This window comes from Streptomyces sp. NPDC021224 (genome assembly GCF_044332905.1).
In the GTDB taxonomy this organism is placed as follows: Bacteria; Actinomycetota; Actinomycetes; order Streptomycetales; family Streptomycetaceae; genus Actinacidiphila.
In genome coordinates, this window is the sequence record NZ_JBIRPW010000009.1 from 1 (window position 1) to 15,384 (window position 15,384).

Sequence of the window (15,384 nt, forward strand, 5' to 3'; positions counted from 1 at the left end):
ACCGACCCCAAGCCCTACATCTGGACCAAGACCGCCGACGACATCCTCGAGCGCCTCGCCGGATATTTGAAGCGAATTCCTGACTCAGAAGACTACCGGCAGGGCCAGAAGTGCTGGGGCGAGGCCGGCATGGACGCCCTGTGGTCCGCCGCCACCGTCAAAATCATCGGCAGCGGGATCGACGATGCCGACTTCGCCGACCGGCTCTCCCGGATGATCGGCGACCACGACGTCCAGACCGTCTCGGTCTCCACCTCGGAGTCCGGCAAGTCGACGTCGGTCTCGATGCGGACCGAGCGGATCCTGCCGCCCGACGCGATCCGCGCGCTCCCCAAGGGCAAGGCACTGATGTTCGCCACCGGCATCCGCACCGCGATGCTCGACCTGTGCCCTTGGTACAAGGAGGCCGCCGCCAAGACGATCGGCCCCGCGTCGGCCGCCGCCACGAAGGCGATCACCGAACGCGCCCTGGCCAAGGCCGGCCTGAGCCGCGACGACTTCGAGGCGGCGTCATGAGCGCGCTGCACCTCGTGCCGGTCCGTGCCCGCGACGCCCGCAACTTCGTCGCCGCCTGGCACCGGCACCACGCCCCCGCGATCGGGCAGGTCTTCGCCGTCGGCGCCGCCGACGACGACGGCGTACTCCGAGCGGTCGACACCACCGTATGACCGCCCTCGTCTTCCCCCTGCCCGCTGGAGCCCCCATGTTTTCTTCCGTCGTTCCCACTGCAGGCCGGCCTTTCGGCGGCCTGCCGGTGGTGCGGCGCAGCGGTCGGTGGCTACTCACCGCCGGCAGCAGCGCCGTGCCCGCCGACCGGGTGCTCGCCGCCGAACTGGACCGCTTCGCCGTGGCGATGGCCGCCGCCAACCAGGACGTCGCCGCCCTGTCTCCGCTGACCTCGCATCCCGGGAGGCGGCAGTGAGGCCGCTGCTGCAGGCCGAGCAGGCGGTGCTCGGCGCGGTCCTGCTCGATCCCGGCCAGCTCGACCACCTCGGCTGGCTGGAGCCGGAGCACTTCTACCGGCCCGCCCACCAGGCGCTGTTCGCCGCGCTGCGGCATCTGCGCTCCCAGGGGCAGCCGGTCCCAGCCGCCGACGCCGCGGTGCCACTGTCCTGGGTGAGCGATGCCGTCACCGAAGCCGCGAAGCACACGCGCAGCGTGACCTCGGTATACGCACACACTCTGGTGTCGGCCTGTCCCCGCCCCGAGCACGCCCCGGTCTACGGGCGGATGGTCCTGGAAGGCGCGATCCACCGCACGATCACCGAACACGCCGTACGCCTGCACCAGACCGCCCGCGCCGACGCGGTCCGCGGTGAGGTCGACAACACCCTCCGCCACGCAGACGTGCTGGCCGCCGTCCTGGAGGACCTCGCCCGGTGCTGGGGAACCGAGCCCCGGCCCGCCAGCCCCACACCACCTGTCCCCCCGGCCGGACCCGCGCCCGGCGAGGCCTACCCGGACACGGACGACGAGCAGCTCCTCCTGGCGGTCCTGACCCAGAGGCCCTCCGGCATAGACGAGGTCGTCGGCTGGCTGCGACCACAGGACTTCGCCGACCGCGCACACGGCGAGCTGTACAGGTGCCTGGGGGCACTGCACCACCGAGGCGAACCCATCGACCAGGTCATTCTGCTCTGGGAGGTCCAGCGGCGCGGGCTGCTCGCCGACGGCACCGTGACCGGCGGCCAGATCACCGCGATCTGCTACGGCATCGGCCCCGGCAGCGCGCAGTGGCTCGGCGAGGAGGTAGCGCGTTCAGCCCTGCTCCGAACCGCTGCTGCCACCGCCCATACGATCCGCGGCCTGGCCGCAACGGACGCCCTGGCCCCCGGGCAGCTCGTCAACCAGGCCCTGGCCGCTCTCGGCGTACTGACCGAGGTCCGGCAGCGGTGGACCACCGGCACCCGCCCGCCGGCACCGGTTCCGACCAGCGGTGAACCCGCCGCCGGGCCGCCTCCGGCCCAGGTCCGAGCCGCCCGTGCCCGCAGCGCCCCGCCCTCTCCAGCACCCGAGGCACCCGCCGCACCCCCTGCCGTGCCGCCGGCACGGCCGTCTTCCCGGAGCCACATATGAACCAGCCATGCGATCCGTCCACCGAGTTCGTCGCTCTCGCGGATGAGTTCGACGCCGTGCTGCACTTCCTCAGCACCCAAAACCCCGCCCCGCAGCACCTGTCCGGGCCCCTCACCGCCGTGACCGGCCTCGTCGTACGCCTCGGCTCCGCAATCCACGACGCCCACGGTGCACTGGCCGCCTGCGCACCCGCCGACCGGCCCTCCCACGCGGCTACCGCAACGGAACTGTGCCACGCCATCGGCGCCGCCGGGCGGGCGGTCAACGCGCTGGCCGCCGCCCAGGACGCCCACCTGTTCGTCGACCAGTTCGCCGACCGGTACGGCCACCCGGATGCGGACACCGCCTTCGCGCAGACCTGGATCACCGCCGCCCTCACCAGGGCCCGCTCCCCCCACGCCTCCTTTGTCGGACGGAACGCCCCGGTGCCTGCAGCCCCGCCCTCCCCGACGTCCTCAGCCGTGCCGCCTACCGCCGCGAAGGGCCGCTGACATGCCTGCCCAGTCGGCTGCCGGGCCTGCGATCGGCAGTCTCTGCTCGGGGTACGGCGGCCTGGACCTGGGTGTGCAGGCCGCCCTCGGCGGCACGGTGGCCTGGCACGCCGAGATCAACGCCGACGCCTCCCGAATATTTGCCCGGCACTGGCCCGGCGTACCCAACCTCGGTGACATCAGCGTCGTGAACTGGGCCGATGTCCCCCGCGTGTGCGTGCTGACCGCGGGCTTCCCTTGTCAAAGACGTCTCCGTCGCCGGCCGCCGGACCGGACTGAACCCCGCAACCCGCTCGGGGCTGTGGCTGCACGTCGCCCGTGCGGTCGAAGCCCTCCGCCCCTGCCTGGTGGTGATCGAGAATGTCCGAGGACTCCTCACCTCCCCCGCCGCCCGTCCCGTTGGCGACGTGGAATTCTGCCCGTGGTGTGTGGGAGACGACCCAGCCCAGCCTGCTCTGCGGGCACTCGGTGCCGTACTCGGCTCCCTGGCCGACCTCCGGTACGACGCACGGTGGCTCGTGCTACGCGCGTCCGACATCGGAGCCCCGCACCGGCGCGAGCGCGTCTTCCTCGCTTATCTGGACAGTTCGAGGTTGTTCAGGGGTCTTTTCCCTCGGGCGTGTGTCACTCGATCAGGCGAGGTCAGGGTCCTTGTCGACGTAGGAGCTGAGCTCGTCGATGCGTTTCTTCTGAGTTGCGGCATCGAATCGCTCCTTGGCCCACTGCTGCCAGAGGCCGTCAGGTTGCAGAAACCGGCCGGCGTGGTTGGCGCCCCGAAGTTCATCGATGCGCAGGAGGGCGCCGAGTGCCCAGGGCTGGTCGTACTGGCAGTCGTCCCGTGGCAGGTAGTGGTCCAGATAGGCGGTGAGGATCTCGGCGTCCTGTTCGGTGCCAAGACGGGCGAGCGCGAAGCAGTAGCCCTGTCCGGCGTAGACCAGCTCGCTTGCCAGCAGCATCGTTCCGAGGCGCTCGCGAAACTGGTCGCGGCGGCTGATTCCGATCAGCCAGGCCGCGGTAATGCGCGATCGCCACTCGCAGTCGAGCAGGACGCCCAGCTCGTGGTCGGTGATCTGGTGCGCGTCCTCGACGAGCGCGCGCAGGAAGGTGGCCTTGTCTGGCACGTCGTGCCGAGCGAATTGTCCGCCCAGCAGTTTCAGGTAGCGCCGGTTGGCCCGCTCTCCGGGGGTGACGTAGCGGCGGATGGCCTCCATCAACTCGGGGTCGTCTTCCCTGGGGTATCGCATGACCGCATTCTCATGGGGCTGCTGCTGATGGTCCATGCGTTTGCGGTGTCAGTGGTCTTCGTCCGCGGCCTGGTGTGGCTCGCCCAGGTCATCCAGCAGACCGGCGATGCGGTCGGCGGTCCGCTGGTGGCGTTCGACCTCGCGGTCCCAGCCGCGGGCTTCCGCGTCGGCGACCAGCTGTCGCTCGACGCAGAGGCGATCACGCAACCGTGGCGCGTATTGCGGGGTGGTGATGAACTTCGCGCAGGTCAGGTAGAGCTCGCACTCGCAGGGGCCTTCCTGGGGCAGGCGCAGGCAGCGGCCGAGCTCCAGCTCGGTCTTGTAGAAGTTGCTCTTGAGCCAGTCCAGGGCGTCCTGGTCGAGGCGTCCGGCGCGCAGGGTGTCGGCGAGCGGGCCGGCGATGACCGCACCGGGCTGCAGGACGGCCTGGTAGTCGGCCAGGACCGTGGGGTCCGAGATGTGGGTGTAGGTCATCGACATGCCCGGGCTCTTGTGCCCGAGGACCTTCATGATGGTCTGCATGCGGGCGCCCTTCTCGGCGAGTTGGGTGCCCAGGGTGTGCCGGAAACGGTGCGGGTGGATCGCCGGTTTTCCTTCCCCGTTGAAGATCCCGAGCTGATGGCAGATCTCGCCGAGTGGGTTGGCGAACAGGTAGTCGGGGTGGGCGAGTCCGCCGTTGCGCAGGAACAGGTAGCGCACCGGTCGGCCCAGGTCGGGGTCGTGGATGCCCCGGTCGGGCTGGGGCTCGCGCAGGGCGACGAGGGCGCGGATGGCCTCGGCTGCCTCCTCGTGCAGGGGGACGGTGCGCTCTTTGAGGGCCTTGCCGGCCGCCAGCCGCAGGCGAGGGGTGCCGTCCGGGTAGGCGTCCAGGCAGTCGAGGTGCAGTTTGCGGATCTCGGTGCGGCGGGCGCCGCTCCACCGTGCGACGAGCAACGCGCACCGCTGCAGCGGACATTGAAGCGCCCGGACCTGCTCCATCACGGGTTCGAGCTGATGCTCCGGGATGAAGCGCGGGACCTTCTCGATGCGGCGCGGCATGTCCGCGTGGGTGATCAGCGGGCGGGCCGGGACGTCGTCCCACTCGCCGAGGGCGGCATGGCGGAAGAAGACGGCGACGGTCGAGATGATGCCGGCGCGGTAGGCCGGGCTCAGCGGCTCGTCGGGGTGCTTGATCTTCCGCAGGCGGTTGACCGACTCTATGAAGGCGACCAGGTCTGCACGGTGCAACTGGTCGAGGCTGTCGATGTGCGGGCGCTCGGTGTCCAGCCAGAGGCCGAGTCGCCGCAGTCCGCCGCGGGTACTGCTCATGGACTCGGGCCGCAGGACCAGGGCGCGTTCGGTCAGGAAGCGTTCCATGACGGCGTTGATCCGCGGCTTGCCGCTCAGAGAGGGCGACGAGACGGCCTCCAGCCGGGACGGGCGGGTGCCGATGATGCCGGCGTGGAACAGTGCCATGCCGGCTCGAAAGGCGCTGGTGCCCCAGGCCCCCTTGATGGTGGACAGACGCTCGGGGGCGATGACCTGGTCGATGTCCGGGATCTGGTCGAGATTCCTGATGGCCCGGCGCATTTCCTCCACGTCGTCGGTGGTGATCGCGCCGAGGTCCGGGTCGCCGCGGTGCAGGACGAGCCGGATCAGGGCCCAGGGCAGGCGGAAGTTCTCCTCCCGGCGGGCGTGTCCGAGGGAGATCAAGCACTCCCGCATCGCGTCGACCTGCTGGCGCAGCGGCAGCCCCAACTGGTCGGCGATGAGGAACGGTTTGAGCACGCCGATACCCAGCAGCCATCCCCAGTCCAGGCGCAGCCGTCCGGTCAGTGCCAGGTAGATCAGGTAGTGGCGGGCGTTGAAGTTGATCCAGCCGACGGTCTGATCGAACCCGTCCGCGGGGCCGCTGCGCTGGCTCTGTTCTTCTCCGGTGCGCCAGCCCAGGCGTTGCCGCAGCGGCAGGGCGAACCAGGCGGTCAGCTCGGGGTAGGTGCGCACGAAGCGCCGGTGGTAGGCGGCGTGCTTGGTGCGCCACTGGGCGCTGACGTCCAGCCGGGTGATGAAGGCCATGTACTCCGCCATGGGGCAGTGGCGCGGAGTCTGGGGATCGGGGGCCGGCGATGAGGCCCTCAGCGACGGGTGCTGGTTCACGGCGTCTGCTCCCCGATCGCCTGGCGGTAGTCCTTGATGACGTCCGGGTCGCTGACGCGGGTGTAGACCTTCATCGAGTCCGGAGTCGCATGGCCCAGCCGGGTCATCAAGGTCAGCTCCCGCATCCCGCCCTCGAACATCCGCGTGGCGTGGGTGTGCCGCAGGCTGTGGGGCGTCAGCCAGGCGTCGCGGACTCCCGCGCGCGTGGCGGCCCTGGCGAACATCCGCACCATCCCGTCGTAACTCAGCGGCTCCGTGCGGCGTTTGCCCCGGCCGCCGACCAGGAAGACCCAGGTGATGTCGGTGTCGGTGGGCCGCTCGCGCAGCACGTAGTCGTTCAGCGCGGGCAGGGCCCGGTCCTCCAGCAGGTCCACGACGCGGTCCCGGCGCGACTTCTGCTGCACTCCCCGCGGATGGTCGTCCCGCTTGCGGACGGTGATCCGGCGCCGGCCGTAGGAGATGTCCTCCAGCCGCAGCCCGAGCACCTCGCCGGGCCGCAGCCCGCCCTCCCACATCACCTCCAGCAGAGCCCGGTCACGGCGGGTGCGCAGGGCGGTGAGGAGAGCGGCGTAGACCTCGGCGGTCATGGGCCGCGGCATCGCCTCGACCGTCTTCACCCGCAACACTCGGCGCACCGGGCGCTGTTGCGCCGCGTTGGCCAGCGGCGGCCGGTACCGTCCCGGGACCCGGGCTGCTGCTTGGTCGACGACCTTGACGATGGGGTTGTCCCGGCCCGTGTACTGCTCGCTGGCGATCAGGAACTCGTAGAACGAGGACACCGCCGCCATGATCCGGTTGCAGGTCTTCGCCGACAGCACCCTGCCTGCGGTGGTCGCGAGCCCCAGTTCCAGACGCTGAGCCCGGCGCGAGGAGGAGACCAGTCGCAGCCACTGCAGAAACTCCATGGCCCGCGACGGCGTGAACTCCGAGGCCGTAAGCCCTATTTCGGTGAGGAACAGGAACAGCTTCTGCAGGTCGTGCGCGTACGCCCGCACCGTGTTGGGCGAGTACGCGCGGACCGCGAGCAACCGCAGGAACTCGTTGACCTCGTTCACGGGCTCGCCGGACGCATCGACCAGACGCACCTGCGGCTGGCCGGGTTTCGGATCGACCACCTTGATGACACGCACGGCCGGAACCCTATGCACAGACGGCAGCACACACAGTCACCAGGAAGAGTGGACTGTCCAGATAACACCGTCGCCTGGCCCGCCGGACCCCCTGCTCAAGACCCCGACGTCCAACATCGGGTCGAACGGCGGCTCCCAGCACCCGGCGAAGAGGAAGGGCGGCGGCCACGGGCCGAATCTGGCGGACGAGGTGGAGTGGCTGCTGCCGACTCCGAAGGCGTCGGACGGGATCATGGGCTCGCCGAACCAGCGGCACGGCAACGGCGACCTCACGCTCCCCTCGGCAGCGGCCTCGCTGCAGCCCAAGCCGCGGGCGAGGGACACCGACACCCCGGGACGGCGTCCGGACCAGGGCCGGCGGCCGCCGCTGTCGGCGGTGGTCCTGCCGCTGTGGGCGGACACCGCCCCGAACGACGAGGGCCCGACCGGCGGTAGGGGCCGTACGGCGCCGCCATCACCCGATGGGAGACCCTCACCCGCCCCGCACCATCGCCCACCGACGCGGCCGGGCGGCTGCGGGCGGAGTTCGTCGAGTGGATGCAGGGCCTGCCCGACGGCTGGGTGACCGCTACACCCGGACTCGGTCGGCCTGCTCAGCTCACCGCCCTCGGCAACGGCGTCGTCCCCCAACAGGCCGCCCGAGCAGTGCAGTTGCTGCGCCCCCCGTTCCCTCGCTGCCCCCACTGCCTCCGGTCGTAGCTGCATTACCGCCTTTTCCCGGACCGACCAAATCGCCGATCCTCCGCATCCTCTTCCCCATGCTCACTTCCTCCCCGAGGAGCACCGCCATGGCTTCCAGAAGAACCCCGTCCCCGCGCGCACCGCCTCCACCCTGCTCGCCCCTCCCCCTGGAAGCGCCATGTCCGAAGCCACCACGGCCGCCCCCGAACCCGTTCCCGAGCCCTTCCGCGTCGCCGACGAGAACCTCGGCGATCTGGCCAGCACGTTGGCCGCGACCATGGCCGAGGTCCGCCAGCACGGCGTCATCCTCGACCGCCTCGGCTCCGAACCCGACACCCCTCCCGATGCCGAACTGGGCGACGGCACCGATCCCAACGCCGAGGCCCCCGAGACAACCCCGGACAGCGGCCCGGCCAGCGTGTTCATCCTCGCGCTGGGCGGCGAGGCGTACGCCACCGAGCTGGCGGCGCTCGCCGACTGGGTGCACTACCTGTTCCTGCCGGTCTACGGGCGGGAGATCAGCACCACCCGCCCGTGGTGCGAGAAGTGGTACGAGCATCCCGAGGCTGTCGCCCGACTTCATGCCCTGTGGCTGGCCTGGCAACAGCTCACCGACTCCGAGGCGGGCCTTTCCGGTCCCTCGACATGGCACCGCGACCACCTCGACCAGGCCCTGGTCCATCTGCGAGCCCCAGACGGACCGTTCGCCGCCTGCACAACCAGCCCGACCCGACCGACCCATCGCGTGCTGGCCACCCCGGCGCCCTCGACGGCGGGCGGTGCCCAGTGACCGCCGAACTCGACTTCGCCCTGGACGACCTCGAACCCGCCGACCTCGACTCCGAGCAGGCCGAAAGCGTGCTGTGGGTCGGTGACCTGACGGTCCTGGCCGAACACCACACCGCTCCGTACCGGTCGCACAGCTACGTCGTCGCCCACGACACCTCCGCAACCTGGGGGCTGCCAGGGGCGCCGCAGATCGTCGCGATCAAGGTCGCGCGCGACTTCAGCCTGGGCACCTTCACGCTGGAATCCGAGTACCACGCCAGCGTGCCGTTCGCGCAAGCCTGGCTGATCGAGCGCGGCTGCCCGCCCGAGAACATCGCCGTGGCCGAGGGCGACTTCGTCGGTGCGGCCGACGAGCAGACCCTCCGGGTTCAGCAGATGATCCGCGAAGGCGGGCAGCGCTACGACGTCATCGACACCTGGACCTCGGATGAGAACCCGTGCGAGAACTGGACGCTGGCCCGTGATGACGCCGCCGCCGAAAGGCCGGTCCGGGTCTTCCTCGAAGTAGTCGACCCCGCAACGCACACCTACACCGTGCGCGAGGGCGCGTTCCCCGACGAGGACACAGCTCGGAACTGGCTGGAGGACCGCAGCACCCCGCTGCCACCGGCACCCGAAGACCACTTCAACGTCGACGCCCTGCGTACGCGCGTCGCCCTCGCCCGCTCCACCGGCGCTCCCCACGCCACGGCGTGCGGCCTCGACACCCTTCTCGGACCGTCAACCAGTGCGATGCAGCAGCCGGGTCCGGGGAGGTCACGGTGAGCACCCGCGACTTCCGTGTCCGCGGCTTCATCCCCGCCGACCCGTCCACCGAGCAGGTTCTCGCCGGCCTTTCGGCTGCGCAGCTGAGCACCGTGGTCGACCACCACATCGACACTGCCAGCTACCTGCTGATGTACGACACGACAGCGACCTGGTACGACCCCAAGCCACAGGTGCGCACCGTCGCGGTCTACCGCTTCCCGGAACACGGGACGTTCGCCCTGGACACCGCCTCCCACACCGGGATCGCCTTCGCCCAGCGGTGGCTCGCAGACCGCGGCGCTCCCCTCGAAGCGCTCAGCGTCGCGGGCAACGACCGCGCCCGGCCTGCCGATGCCGCGACCGAGCGCGTCGAGGACAAGATCCGCGCTGAACCGGGCCGGTACGACCTCGTGCAGGTCTTCCACGACGATCTCGACGACACCTGCGACGCCTGGACACTGGTCCGCGACCGCGCCGCCCACAAGGCGCCGGTCCGGGTGTTCCTCCAGGAGGGCGACCTCGAAGACGGCGCGTACACACTTCGCGAAGGAACCTTCCCCGACACCGAAACAGCTCTCGCGTGGCTGGCCGACCGGACCGGACCGCTGCCGCCCCCTCCGGAGCAGCCCCCGATACAGCGCGTGTCGGCGGCCCGCGCCCGCAGTGCGCCGGGAACACCCGGCAACCGCACGCCCCAGCCGGTCCCGCCGTCCGGCGTTCAGCCAGTGAGCCAGGGGAGGTCCCTGTGAGTCTGCCCCGCCGCGCCTTCGCCGCCCATCCCGACGCGCTCGCCGACCTGCGCGCCCTTCCCGAGCCGATCCGCGACCAGGCGCTGCTGCACCTGCAGGACCTCGTCAACGGTGAACACGTCGCCAAGCGCCTGGAGGGCCGGCTCGCAGGCTTTCACAAGGTCATCCTCGGCGTGGGATCGGACTGGGCTTCTCATCGGTTGGTCGTGCAGTTCCGGCCCGCGCCGGCCACCTCGAAGCACGACCGCGAGGTGTATCTGGTCGCCGCCGGCCCTCGCGCGGACTACGCGGTCTACCGCACCGCCCAGCACCGCACCGGCCGCACACAGACCCCGCCGCCGGACCCGGCGACTGCGGCCCGTGTCCGTGCCGCCCGGTCCCGCTCACCGCACGCCGCGAGCCTGGCCTCCGACTCATCCACCACCTCGGTCGCGTACAGCACCAACACACCGACCACCACGCGAAAGGCCGTCCGATGACCACCGACCGCACCGAGCTGTCCCGCCCCGAGCTGGCCGACCTGCTCACGGGCGCCGCCCACAGCATCTCCGGGGTCCTGACCGCCGAGTACCCCACTCCAGTCGGCCGCTCCTATCTCCACCCTGTCCTCGGTGCACTGGCCGCCGGTCCCGTCGTGGCCGACGAGCTGACCGCCCGGCTCGAAGGGTTCCTGGACGAGCCGCTGCCCGCCACCCCGGCCGGGCTGTTCACGCTGGCCTCCTACGCCGCCGCCCTGGGATGGCTGACCGAATCCCTGGCCGAGCTGACGGACGCCGTCGACCGGATCTGCACCCAGGTCGGCATCCCCGACGCACCGCCCGACCCCGCTCTTGCCCCGCTGCTGCCCCCGGAGGACGGCACGGCGGACGTGACGGAATCGGGCTTCGGATTCAGCGTGCTGGAGCTGGCGGCTATCCGCGCCGCCGCCGAATCCGCCGGGCTGACGTCCAGCGAGTACGTGGACGTGCTGTCGCAGTCGCTGCTGGCCGCGGCCCGGATCACCGATGCCTGCATGGAGATCGCAAGCGGCCTGGCCGAGGACGCGGCATACGTGCTCGATGAAAAGGGCGGCCACCTGCGGATCGGTGAAGGGCCGGACAGCCTGCCGACGCTGGTGCGCACGCTGCTGACCCGGATGGAGGCGGCCCGGTGAACCCCCACGACCCCGCGGTCAGGCCCGGCGCACACCTGGTCGCAGCCGAACTCGGCGTCGGCGACCCCTGGGAACTCAGCGACCGCCACCCGGTGCTCAGCCCGCTGGATATCGTGGGCAGGCTGGTCGCCACCGCCGCGCACGAGGCCGACGACCTGCACGCCGACCTCACCCGCGCCGCGCAGGCAGCGATCGAGACGCTCGAACCGATCGCCCATGGCAAGGCCCCGCAGATGCGCGGTTCGTACGGACTTCTGGGCGCCGCCGGCCCGCAGCTCGAACTCCTGGCGGCCCGCCGGGACACGGCCTACCAGCAGCTGGCCCGAGCAGTAGCCGGCTACCGGCGGCTGCTTCCCGAAGCCGCCGGCACAGCAGCCCAGGGGCTCGGCCTTGAACTGGAGCGAACGGCGGAAGACGCACCGGGCGGCAGCGACGACTGGACCATTGCCGGCGATCGGCAGATTCAGGCCCTACGCGCGGTCGACCGCGGCGGGCTGCGGTTGAAGCAGAGCGCGTTGTCCGAGCAGGACCGGTATCTCTCCGACGGCACCGGCGTCCTGGTCCCCATCTGGGCGCAGACCGTCGAGCGGATGCTCGCCGACGGCCTGCTCGACCTCGACACCACCACGACGCCCACGCAAGGGCAGCTCCTGTCGCTGACCGCGCGGGGCCAAGCAGCTCTGCGGGCTGTCGACGATGTCGCCGCCGGCCCCGGGCCCGCCATACCTGACGTCGCCATCCTCACGGCGACGGCGGACAGTTCGAGCCGTGCTGTCGATCCGCTCCCCACGCACGAGGAGCTGCTCGCGCTGGAGGGGATCAAGCGCGGCCGAGTGCTGCTGAAAGAGCGCGCCTTCCGGTCCGGGCTGCGCGTGGAGACCGGCTCGGGTGCACGGATCGCCATCGCGACGGTGGAGGCGATGACGGATCGGGGCTGGGTCGAGCGTGACGCGAGTACCACGCTGACCTTCGGCCAGCAGCTCTCCCTCACCGGATCCGGGGAGACGGCCTTCCGTGCCGGATGCGCCCAGGACCCGCGCACCACCGCCGCCCTCAGCCGCAGCACGCCGAACGCCCTCCCCTCGCCCCCGGCACAACCCCCCGCCGCCGGCCTCGCCGGTCGCACGAACCCGACCCGCTCCCGCTGACCTGAACGAAGGAAACGCCCATGCCCACCACCGCCTTCCATGCCCGCCGCCTGGTCGAACACCGCTACGGCCGCGCACTGGAGCACCTGCAGAGCGAGGTCGCCCACCACCGCTGCGCCGATCCCGTCCTGCCGATCGTGCTGCGCCGCCTGACCGATCTGGAGCAGACCAGCGAGCAAGGCCGCGCAACCCGCCATGCCTTGCGCAGCACCGTGCAGAGGGCCGTCGCCGACAGCAGTTCCCGGGATGACCGGCTGCGCCCCCACATCGCCGAACTCATGCGCCTGGAGCAGCAGGAGCAGTCCCAGGCCGAAGCGCTGTGGGACCTGCTGGACGTCCGGCTGCTACTCGACCGGCCGGCTGCCTGCCGCCTCCCGTCGTCACGGCCACCCGGTCTTGCCGTCGAAGGCCGGGAGGTGATGGACGCCGCCCGTCAGGCTGCCGCTCGCCTACCACGCCTGACCCGCGACGCGCTGCGCCTGGCCCTGCGCGACCGCGGCGTCCACATCAGCAACCGGCGCCTCGGCACCGTCCTCCAGCAGCTCCGCGCCGAGCGCACTCGCTGAACACTCCGCTCATCTCCACGCCCTCCCACCCTTTGGAGTACGCCATGCCCACCCTCGCCCGGCCCGGCGCCCCGCGAACCGGCGCCGCCCGCGCCCATCGCGTCGAGGACGCGCTGTCCCTGATCTCCCCGAAGTGGACCAACTGGGTCGTGCAGACCCTGGCCCAGCAGCACCAGCCGATGCGGGTACGGGAAATCGCCCGCCAACTGCCCTTTGTCAGCGAGCAGGTCATCGGCGCGCGGCTGGCCCAGATGCACGCCGACGGCCTCCTGGCCCGCAGCGAAGGCTTCCGAGCCCCGTATCACCTCAGCGGATTCGGCACGTCGCTGGTCCCGGTCCACCAGGCCCTGACGGACTGGTCCCACGATCATTTCCCTCTCTCGCCAGGTGGTGTGGCCCGTGCCGAGCGTGTCGAGGACGCGGTGCGCCGACTGCACCTGCGCCACACAACCGCGGTGATCCAGGCCCTGGACGTCGGGCCCATGCGGTTCGTCCACATCGGCGAGGCGGTCGGACTGGACGACCCGTACACCCGGCATCGCCTGGTCCGGCTCCAGGCCGACGGCCTGGTCGTCCGTACCGGCCACCGGCACGGCGACCCCTACACCCTCACCCCCGCCGGCCTGGCCCTTGGCCCGGTCTACGCCGCCGTCGAGCACTGGAGCGACCCCACCGCCGCCGTCCCGCCCGCCGTCACCCACGCTCCGGCCGTGATCCGCCCCCGCGATGCCATCTCGGTCCGCCCGGACGGCATAAGCACAGCGGCGGCACTGCGCCGCAGCCCCGCCGCGCCGAGCGGGCTGTTCAGCCACGCCCCAGCCCCGCAGCCGCGGGTACCGGCCACCATCACCGCCCAGTCCTCCCCCGCCCGCAGCAGGTGACCGCCTTGCCCAGAACCACCGTCCCGCCGATCGCGGCCCCGCGCGCTGCTCACGACGGCGCGCGGGCCCCTCCTCACCCCGGAGCACGTCTTCATGAGCACCCCGCAGTCCGACGACCAGCTGATTCTGGTCAGCCCCGTCTACCTGGCCGGGATCGGCGACACTGCGACCGTCTACGACCCTCTCGGCGACACCCGCGGGTGGGGTAAAGCCATCACCGACGGCGGGCTGTGCTTCACCAGCCCCCGCCTGGACGTCCACGTGGCCTACCTGCCCGAAAGCCGCTACGGCGGCTGGAGGATCACCCGGTACCACGGGCCTTTGGGCATGCCGGTGTGGTCAGCGGCCTTCAGCCGGTGCACACCGGCCGAGATCACCGCAGCCTTCACCCAGGCCCTGGCCGACACCCTTGATGACGAACACCAGCGGGCACGCCGTCCCACCGACATCCTCGCCGAACGCGGCTGGCGCGAGGACACCACCCCACTGCACCGGTACCAGTGGTCGCCGGACGAGCACGCCTACCTCAGCCAGCGCAACTACGACGTCAACGACACCGCCGAGCTGGAAGGCGACTACCCGACTTGCTGGACGATGTACGCCTGCGTGGAGAAGGCAGCCCGAGAACGGTGGCACGCCACCTTCACCGAGCGCGTACCCCTCCACCTCGTCACCACGGCGGTCAGCGCGATCAGCAGCAGCGAACCCGTCGAACGGCCCCGCTCCGGCATCCCCGAACGGAACCTGCACTACCTCACCGCCGAACCCGCCCCCGAGGCGGACTGCGACAGACTCAAGTCGGCCGCGCTCGCCCGCACCTCGCACGCCCTCCCGGCCAGCCCCGCGCCGACCACCGAAACGACCGTGCCCAGCCCCACCCCGCCCATGCCCTTCCGGCGCCGCTGGCCGCTCGAAGGAGCACCCCATGCCGTACGGCCCGATCGTTCCGTGGGCCGAATATCACGTCACGCCCCGCTATCTGGCCGGAGCCACCAGCGCCGGCGACCTGGCGCTGCGCCCCCTGCTCAACCGGGGCTGGCACCTGACCCACGACGAGCTGGGCAACGTCCTCGTCGCTGCCCCGGACCACACTGTCCGGCCCGGGCACCTGCCCGAGGGTGACGACGACGCGCTGTGGAAGATCACCGCGTACTCCGACCCCTTCGCCATGCCGCGCTGGCTGGTTACCTTCCAGGACAGCGCTGCGACCGAGATCGTCGCGGGCTTCACCACCGCGCTCGCCGCCGCCTACGCCGAAGGCCCGGACTCCTACGTCTATTACAACAGCAACCTCGCCGCCCTCGACGTCGGTACTTCGCTGGCGGCGGTGGGGTGGGGCCACAGCTACGGCACCGCCGACGTCTCCTTCCACTCTCCGGACGGCATGGCCGAGGTCCACCTGCGCCGAAGCCGTCTCGACCACACCGCCGAGATGACCGGGCACCAGGAACGCTGGCTCACCCTCGCCGGGCCGCCGGACAACCGCTGGTACGCCACCGCCTCCTCCTTCACCCCCGAGTGGCTCTGTACGCGAGAACGGCCAGCACTTCGACACGGGTTTGAGAGGCGCTAGGGGGCTGGTGTCGAGTTGGA

At 71.2% G+C, this 15,384-nt stretch carries 17 protein-coding genes and 3 pseudogenes; 17 read left to right on the forward strand and 3 right to left on the reverse strand.

Annotated features, from left to right (window positions below):
* The 7 genes and pseudogenes from ACH4PY_RS22995 to ACH4PY_RS23025 all read left to right on the forward strand — a co-directional run.
* The coding region (locus ACH4PY_RS22995; RefSeq protein WP_398185886.1) for a TraM recognition domain-containing protein at positions 1-516 on the forward strand (516 nt) is incomplete at its 5' end.
* A complete protein-coding gene (locus ACH4PY_RS23000) occupies positions 513-668 on the forward strand; it encodes a hypothetical protein (protein ID WP_398185889.1) in 156 nt (51 codons plus the stop codon). The genes ACH4PY_RS22995 and ACH4PY_RS23000, both read left to right, overlap by 4 nt.
* Positions 669-703: 35 nt before the next feature.
* Entirely contained in the window at positions 704-922 is a 219-nt protein-coding gene (locus tag ACH4PY_RS23005) for a hypothetical protein (RefSeq protein ID WP_398185892.1), read from the forward strand.
* The gene (locus ACH4PY_RS23010) at positions 919-2,076 is read left to right on the forward strand and encodes a DnaB-like helicase N-terminal domain-containing protein (protein WP_398185895.1); all 1,158 of its coding nucleotides are present in this window, start codon (positions 919-921) and stop codon (positions 2,074-2,076) included. Before ACH4PY_RS23005 ends, ACH4PY_RS23010 begins: the two co-directional genes overlap by 4 nt.
* Positions 2,073-2,567 (forward strand): hypothetical protein, encoded by a 495-nt coding sequence (locus ACH4PY_RS23015; RefSeq protein ID WP_398185898.1) that lies wholly within the window; start codon positions 2,073-2,075, stop codon positions 2,565-2,567. The genes ACH4PY_RS23010 and ACH4PY_RS23015 overlap by 4 nt, the downstream gene beginning before the upstream one ends.
* A 1-nt stretch (position 2,568) precedes the next feature.
* Positions 2,569-2,751 (forward strand): annotated as a pseudogene (locus ACH4PY_RS23020) (DNA cytosine methyltransferase); the annotation flags it as partial.
* 121 nt (positions 2,752-2,872) lie between these two features.
* Positions 2,873-3,082: pseudogene (locus ACH4PY_RS23025) on the forward strand (C-5 cytosine-specific DNA methylase); the annotation flags it as partial.
* A gap of 117 nt (positions 3,083-3,199) precedes the next feature.
* On the opposite strand, the gene ACH4PY_RS23030 reads toward ACH4PY_RS23025, so the two are convergent.
* The 3 genes from ACH4PY_RS23030 to ACH4PY_RS23040 form a co-directional block, all read right to left on the reverse strand.
* Positions 3,200-3,847: a DUF6000 family protein gene (locus ACH4PY_RS23030; protein WP_398185901.1), complete on the reverse strand. Its 648-nt coding sequence runs from the start codon at positions 3,845-3,847 to the stop codon at positions 3,200-3,202.
* Between the two features lie 12 nt (positions 3,848-3,859).
* Positions 3,860-5,866, reverse strand: coding sequence for a tyrosine-type recombinase/integrase (locus ACH4PY_RS23035; RefSeq protein ID WP_398185904.1), 2,007 nt, complete (start codon positions 5,864-5,866; stop codon positions 3,860-3,862).
* A gap of 77 nt (positions 5,867-5,943) precedes the next feature.
* Positions 5,944-7,077: a tyrosine-type recombinase/integrase gene (locus tag ACH4PY_RS23040; protein ID WP_398185907.1), complete on the reverse strand. Its 1,134-nt coding sequence runs from the start codon at positions 7,075-7,077 to the stop codon at positions 5,944-5,946.
* Positions 7,078-7,936: 859 nt separating this feature from the next.
* On the opposite strand from ACH4PY_RS23040, the gene ACH4PY_RS23045 reads away from it, so the two are divergent.
* From ACH4PY_RS23045 to ACH4PY_RS23090, 10 genes and pseudogenes are all read left to right on the forward strand, one after another.
* Positions 7,937-8,548: a DUF4913 domain-containing protein gene (locus tag ACH4PY_RS23045; RefSeq protein WP_398185910.1), complete on the forward strand. Its 612-nt coding sequence runs from the start codon at positions 7,937-7,939 to the stop codon at positions 8,546-8,548.
* Positions 8,545-9,312, forward strand: a complete 768-nt coding sequence (locus ACH4PY_RS23050; protein ID WP_398185913.1) for a glycosyl hydrolase — start codon at positions 8,545-8,547, stop codon at positions 9,310-9,312. The genes ACH4PY_RS23045 and ACH4PY_RS23050 overlap by 4 nt, the downstream gene beginning before the upstream one ends.
* Positions 9,309-10,043: a glycosyl hydrolase gene (locus tag ACH4PY_RS23055; protein ID WP_398185916.1), complete on the forward strand. Its 735-nt coding sequence runs from the start codon at positions 9,309-9,311 to the stop codon at positions 10,041-10,043. Before ACH4PY_RS23050 ends, ACH4PY_RS23055 begins: the two co-directional genes overlap by 4 nt.
* Complete coding sequence (locus ACH4PY_RS23060) at positions 10,040-10,522, forward strand: hypothetical protein (protein ID WP_398185920.1); 483 nt, start codon at positions 10,040-10,042, stop codon at positions 10,520-10,522. The genes ACH4PY_RS23055 and ACH4PY_RS23060 overlap by 4 nt, the downstream gene beginning before the upstream one ends.
* Complete coding sequence (locus ACH4PY_RS23065; RefSeq protein ID WP_398185923.1) at positions 10,519-11,196, forward strand: hypothetical protein; 678 nt, start codon at positions 10,519-10,521, stop codon at positions 11,194-11,196. The genes ACH4PY_RS23060 and ACH4PY_RS23065 overlap by 4 nt, the downstream gene beginning before the upstream one ends.
* Complete coding sequence (locus ACH4PY_RS23070; RefSeq protein WP_398185926.1) at positions 11,193-12,344, forward strand: hypothetical protein; 1,152 nt, start codon at positions 11,193-11,195, stop codon at positions 12,342-12,344. The genes ACH4PY_RS23065 and ACH4PY_RS23070 overlap by 4 nt, the downstream gene beginning before the upstream one ends.
* Before the next feature lie 20 nt (positions 12,345-12,364).
* Entirely contained in the window at positions 12,365-12,910 is a 546-nt protein-coding gene (locus tag ACH4PY_RS23075; protein WP_398185929.1) for a hypothetical protein, read from the forward strand.
* A 44-nt stretch (positions 12,911-12,954) separates the two neighbouring features.
* Positions 12,955-13,791, forward strand: coding sequence for a winged helix-turn-helix transcriptional regulator (locus ACH4PY_RS23080; protein ID WP_398185932.1), 837 nt, complete (start codon positions 12,955-12,957; stop codon positions 13,789-13,791).
* Positions 13,792-13,884: 93 nt separating this feature from the next.
* Positions 13,885-14,490, forward strand: a pseudogene (locus tag ACH4PY_RS23085) (DUF317 domain-containing protein); the annotation flags it as partial.
* 226 nt (positions 14,491-14,716) lie between these two features.
* Positions 14,717-15,364 (forward strand): DUF317 domain-containing protein, encoded by a 648-nt coding sequence (locus ACH4PY_RS23090; protein WP_398185935.1) that lies wholly within the window; start codon positions 14,717-14,719, stop codon positions 15,362-15,364.
* Positions 15,365-15,384 lie beyond the last annotated feature (20 nt).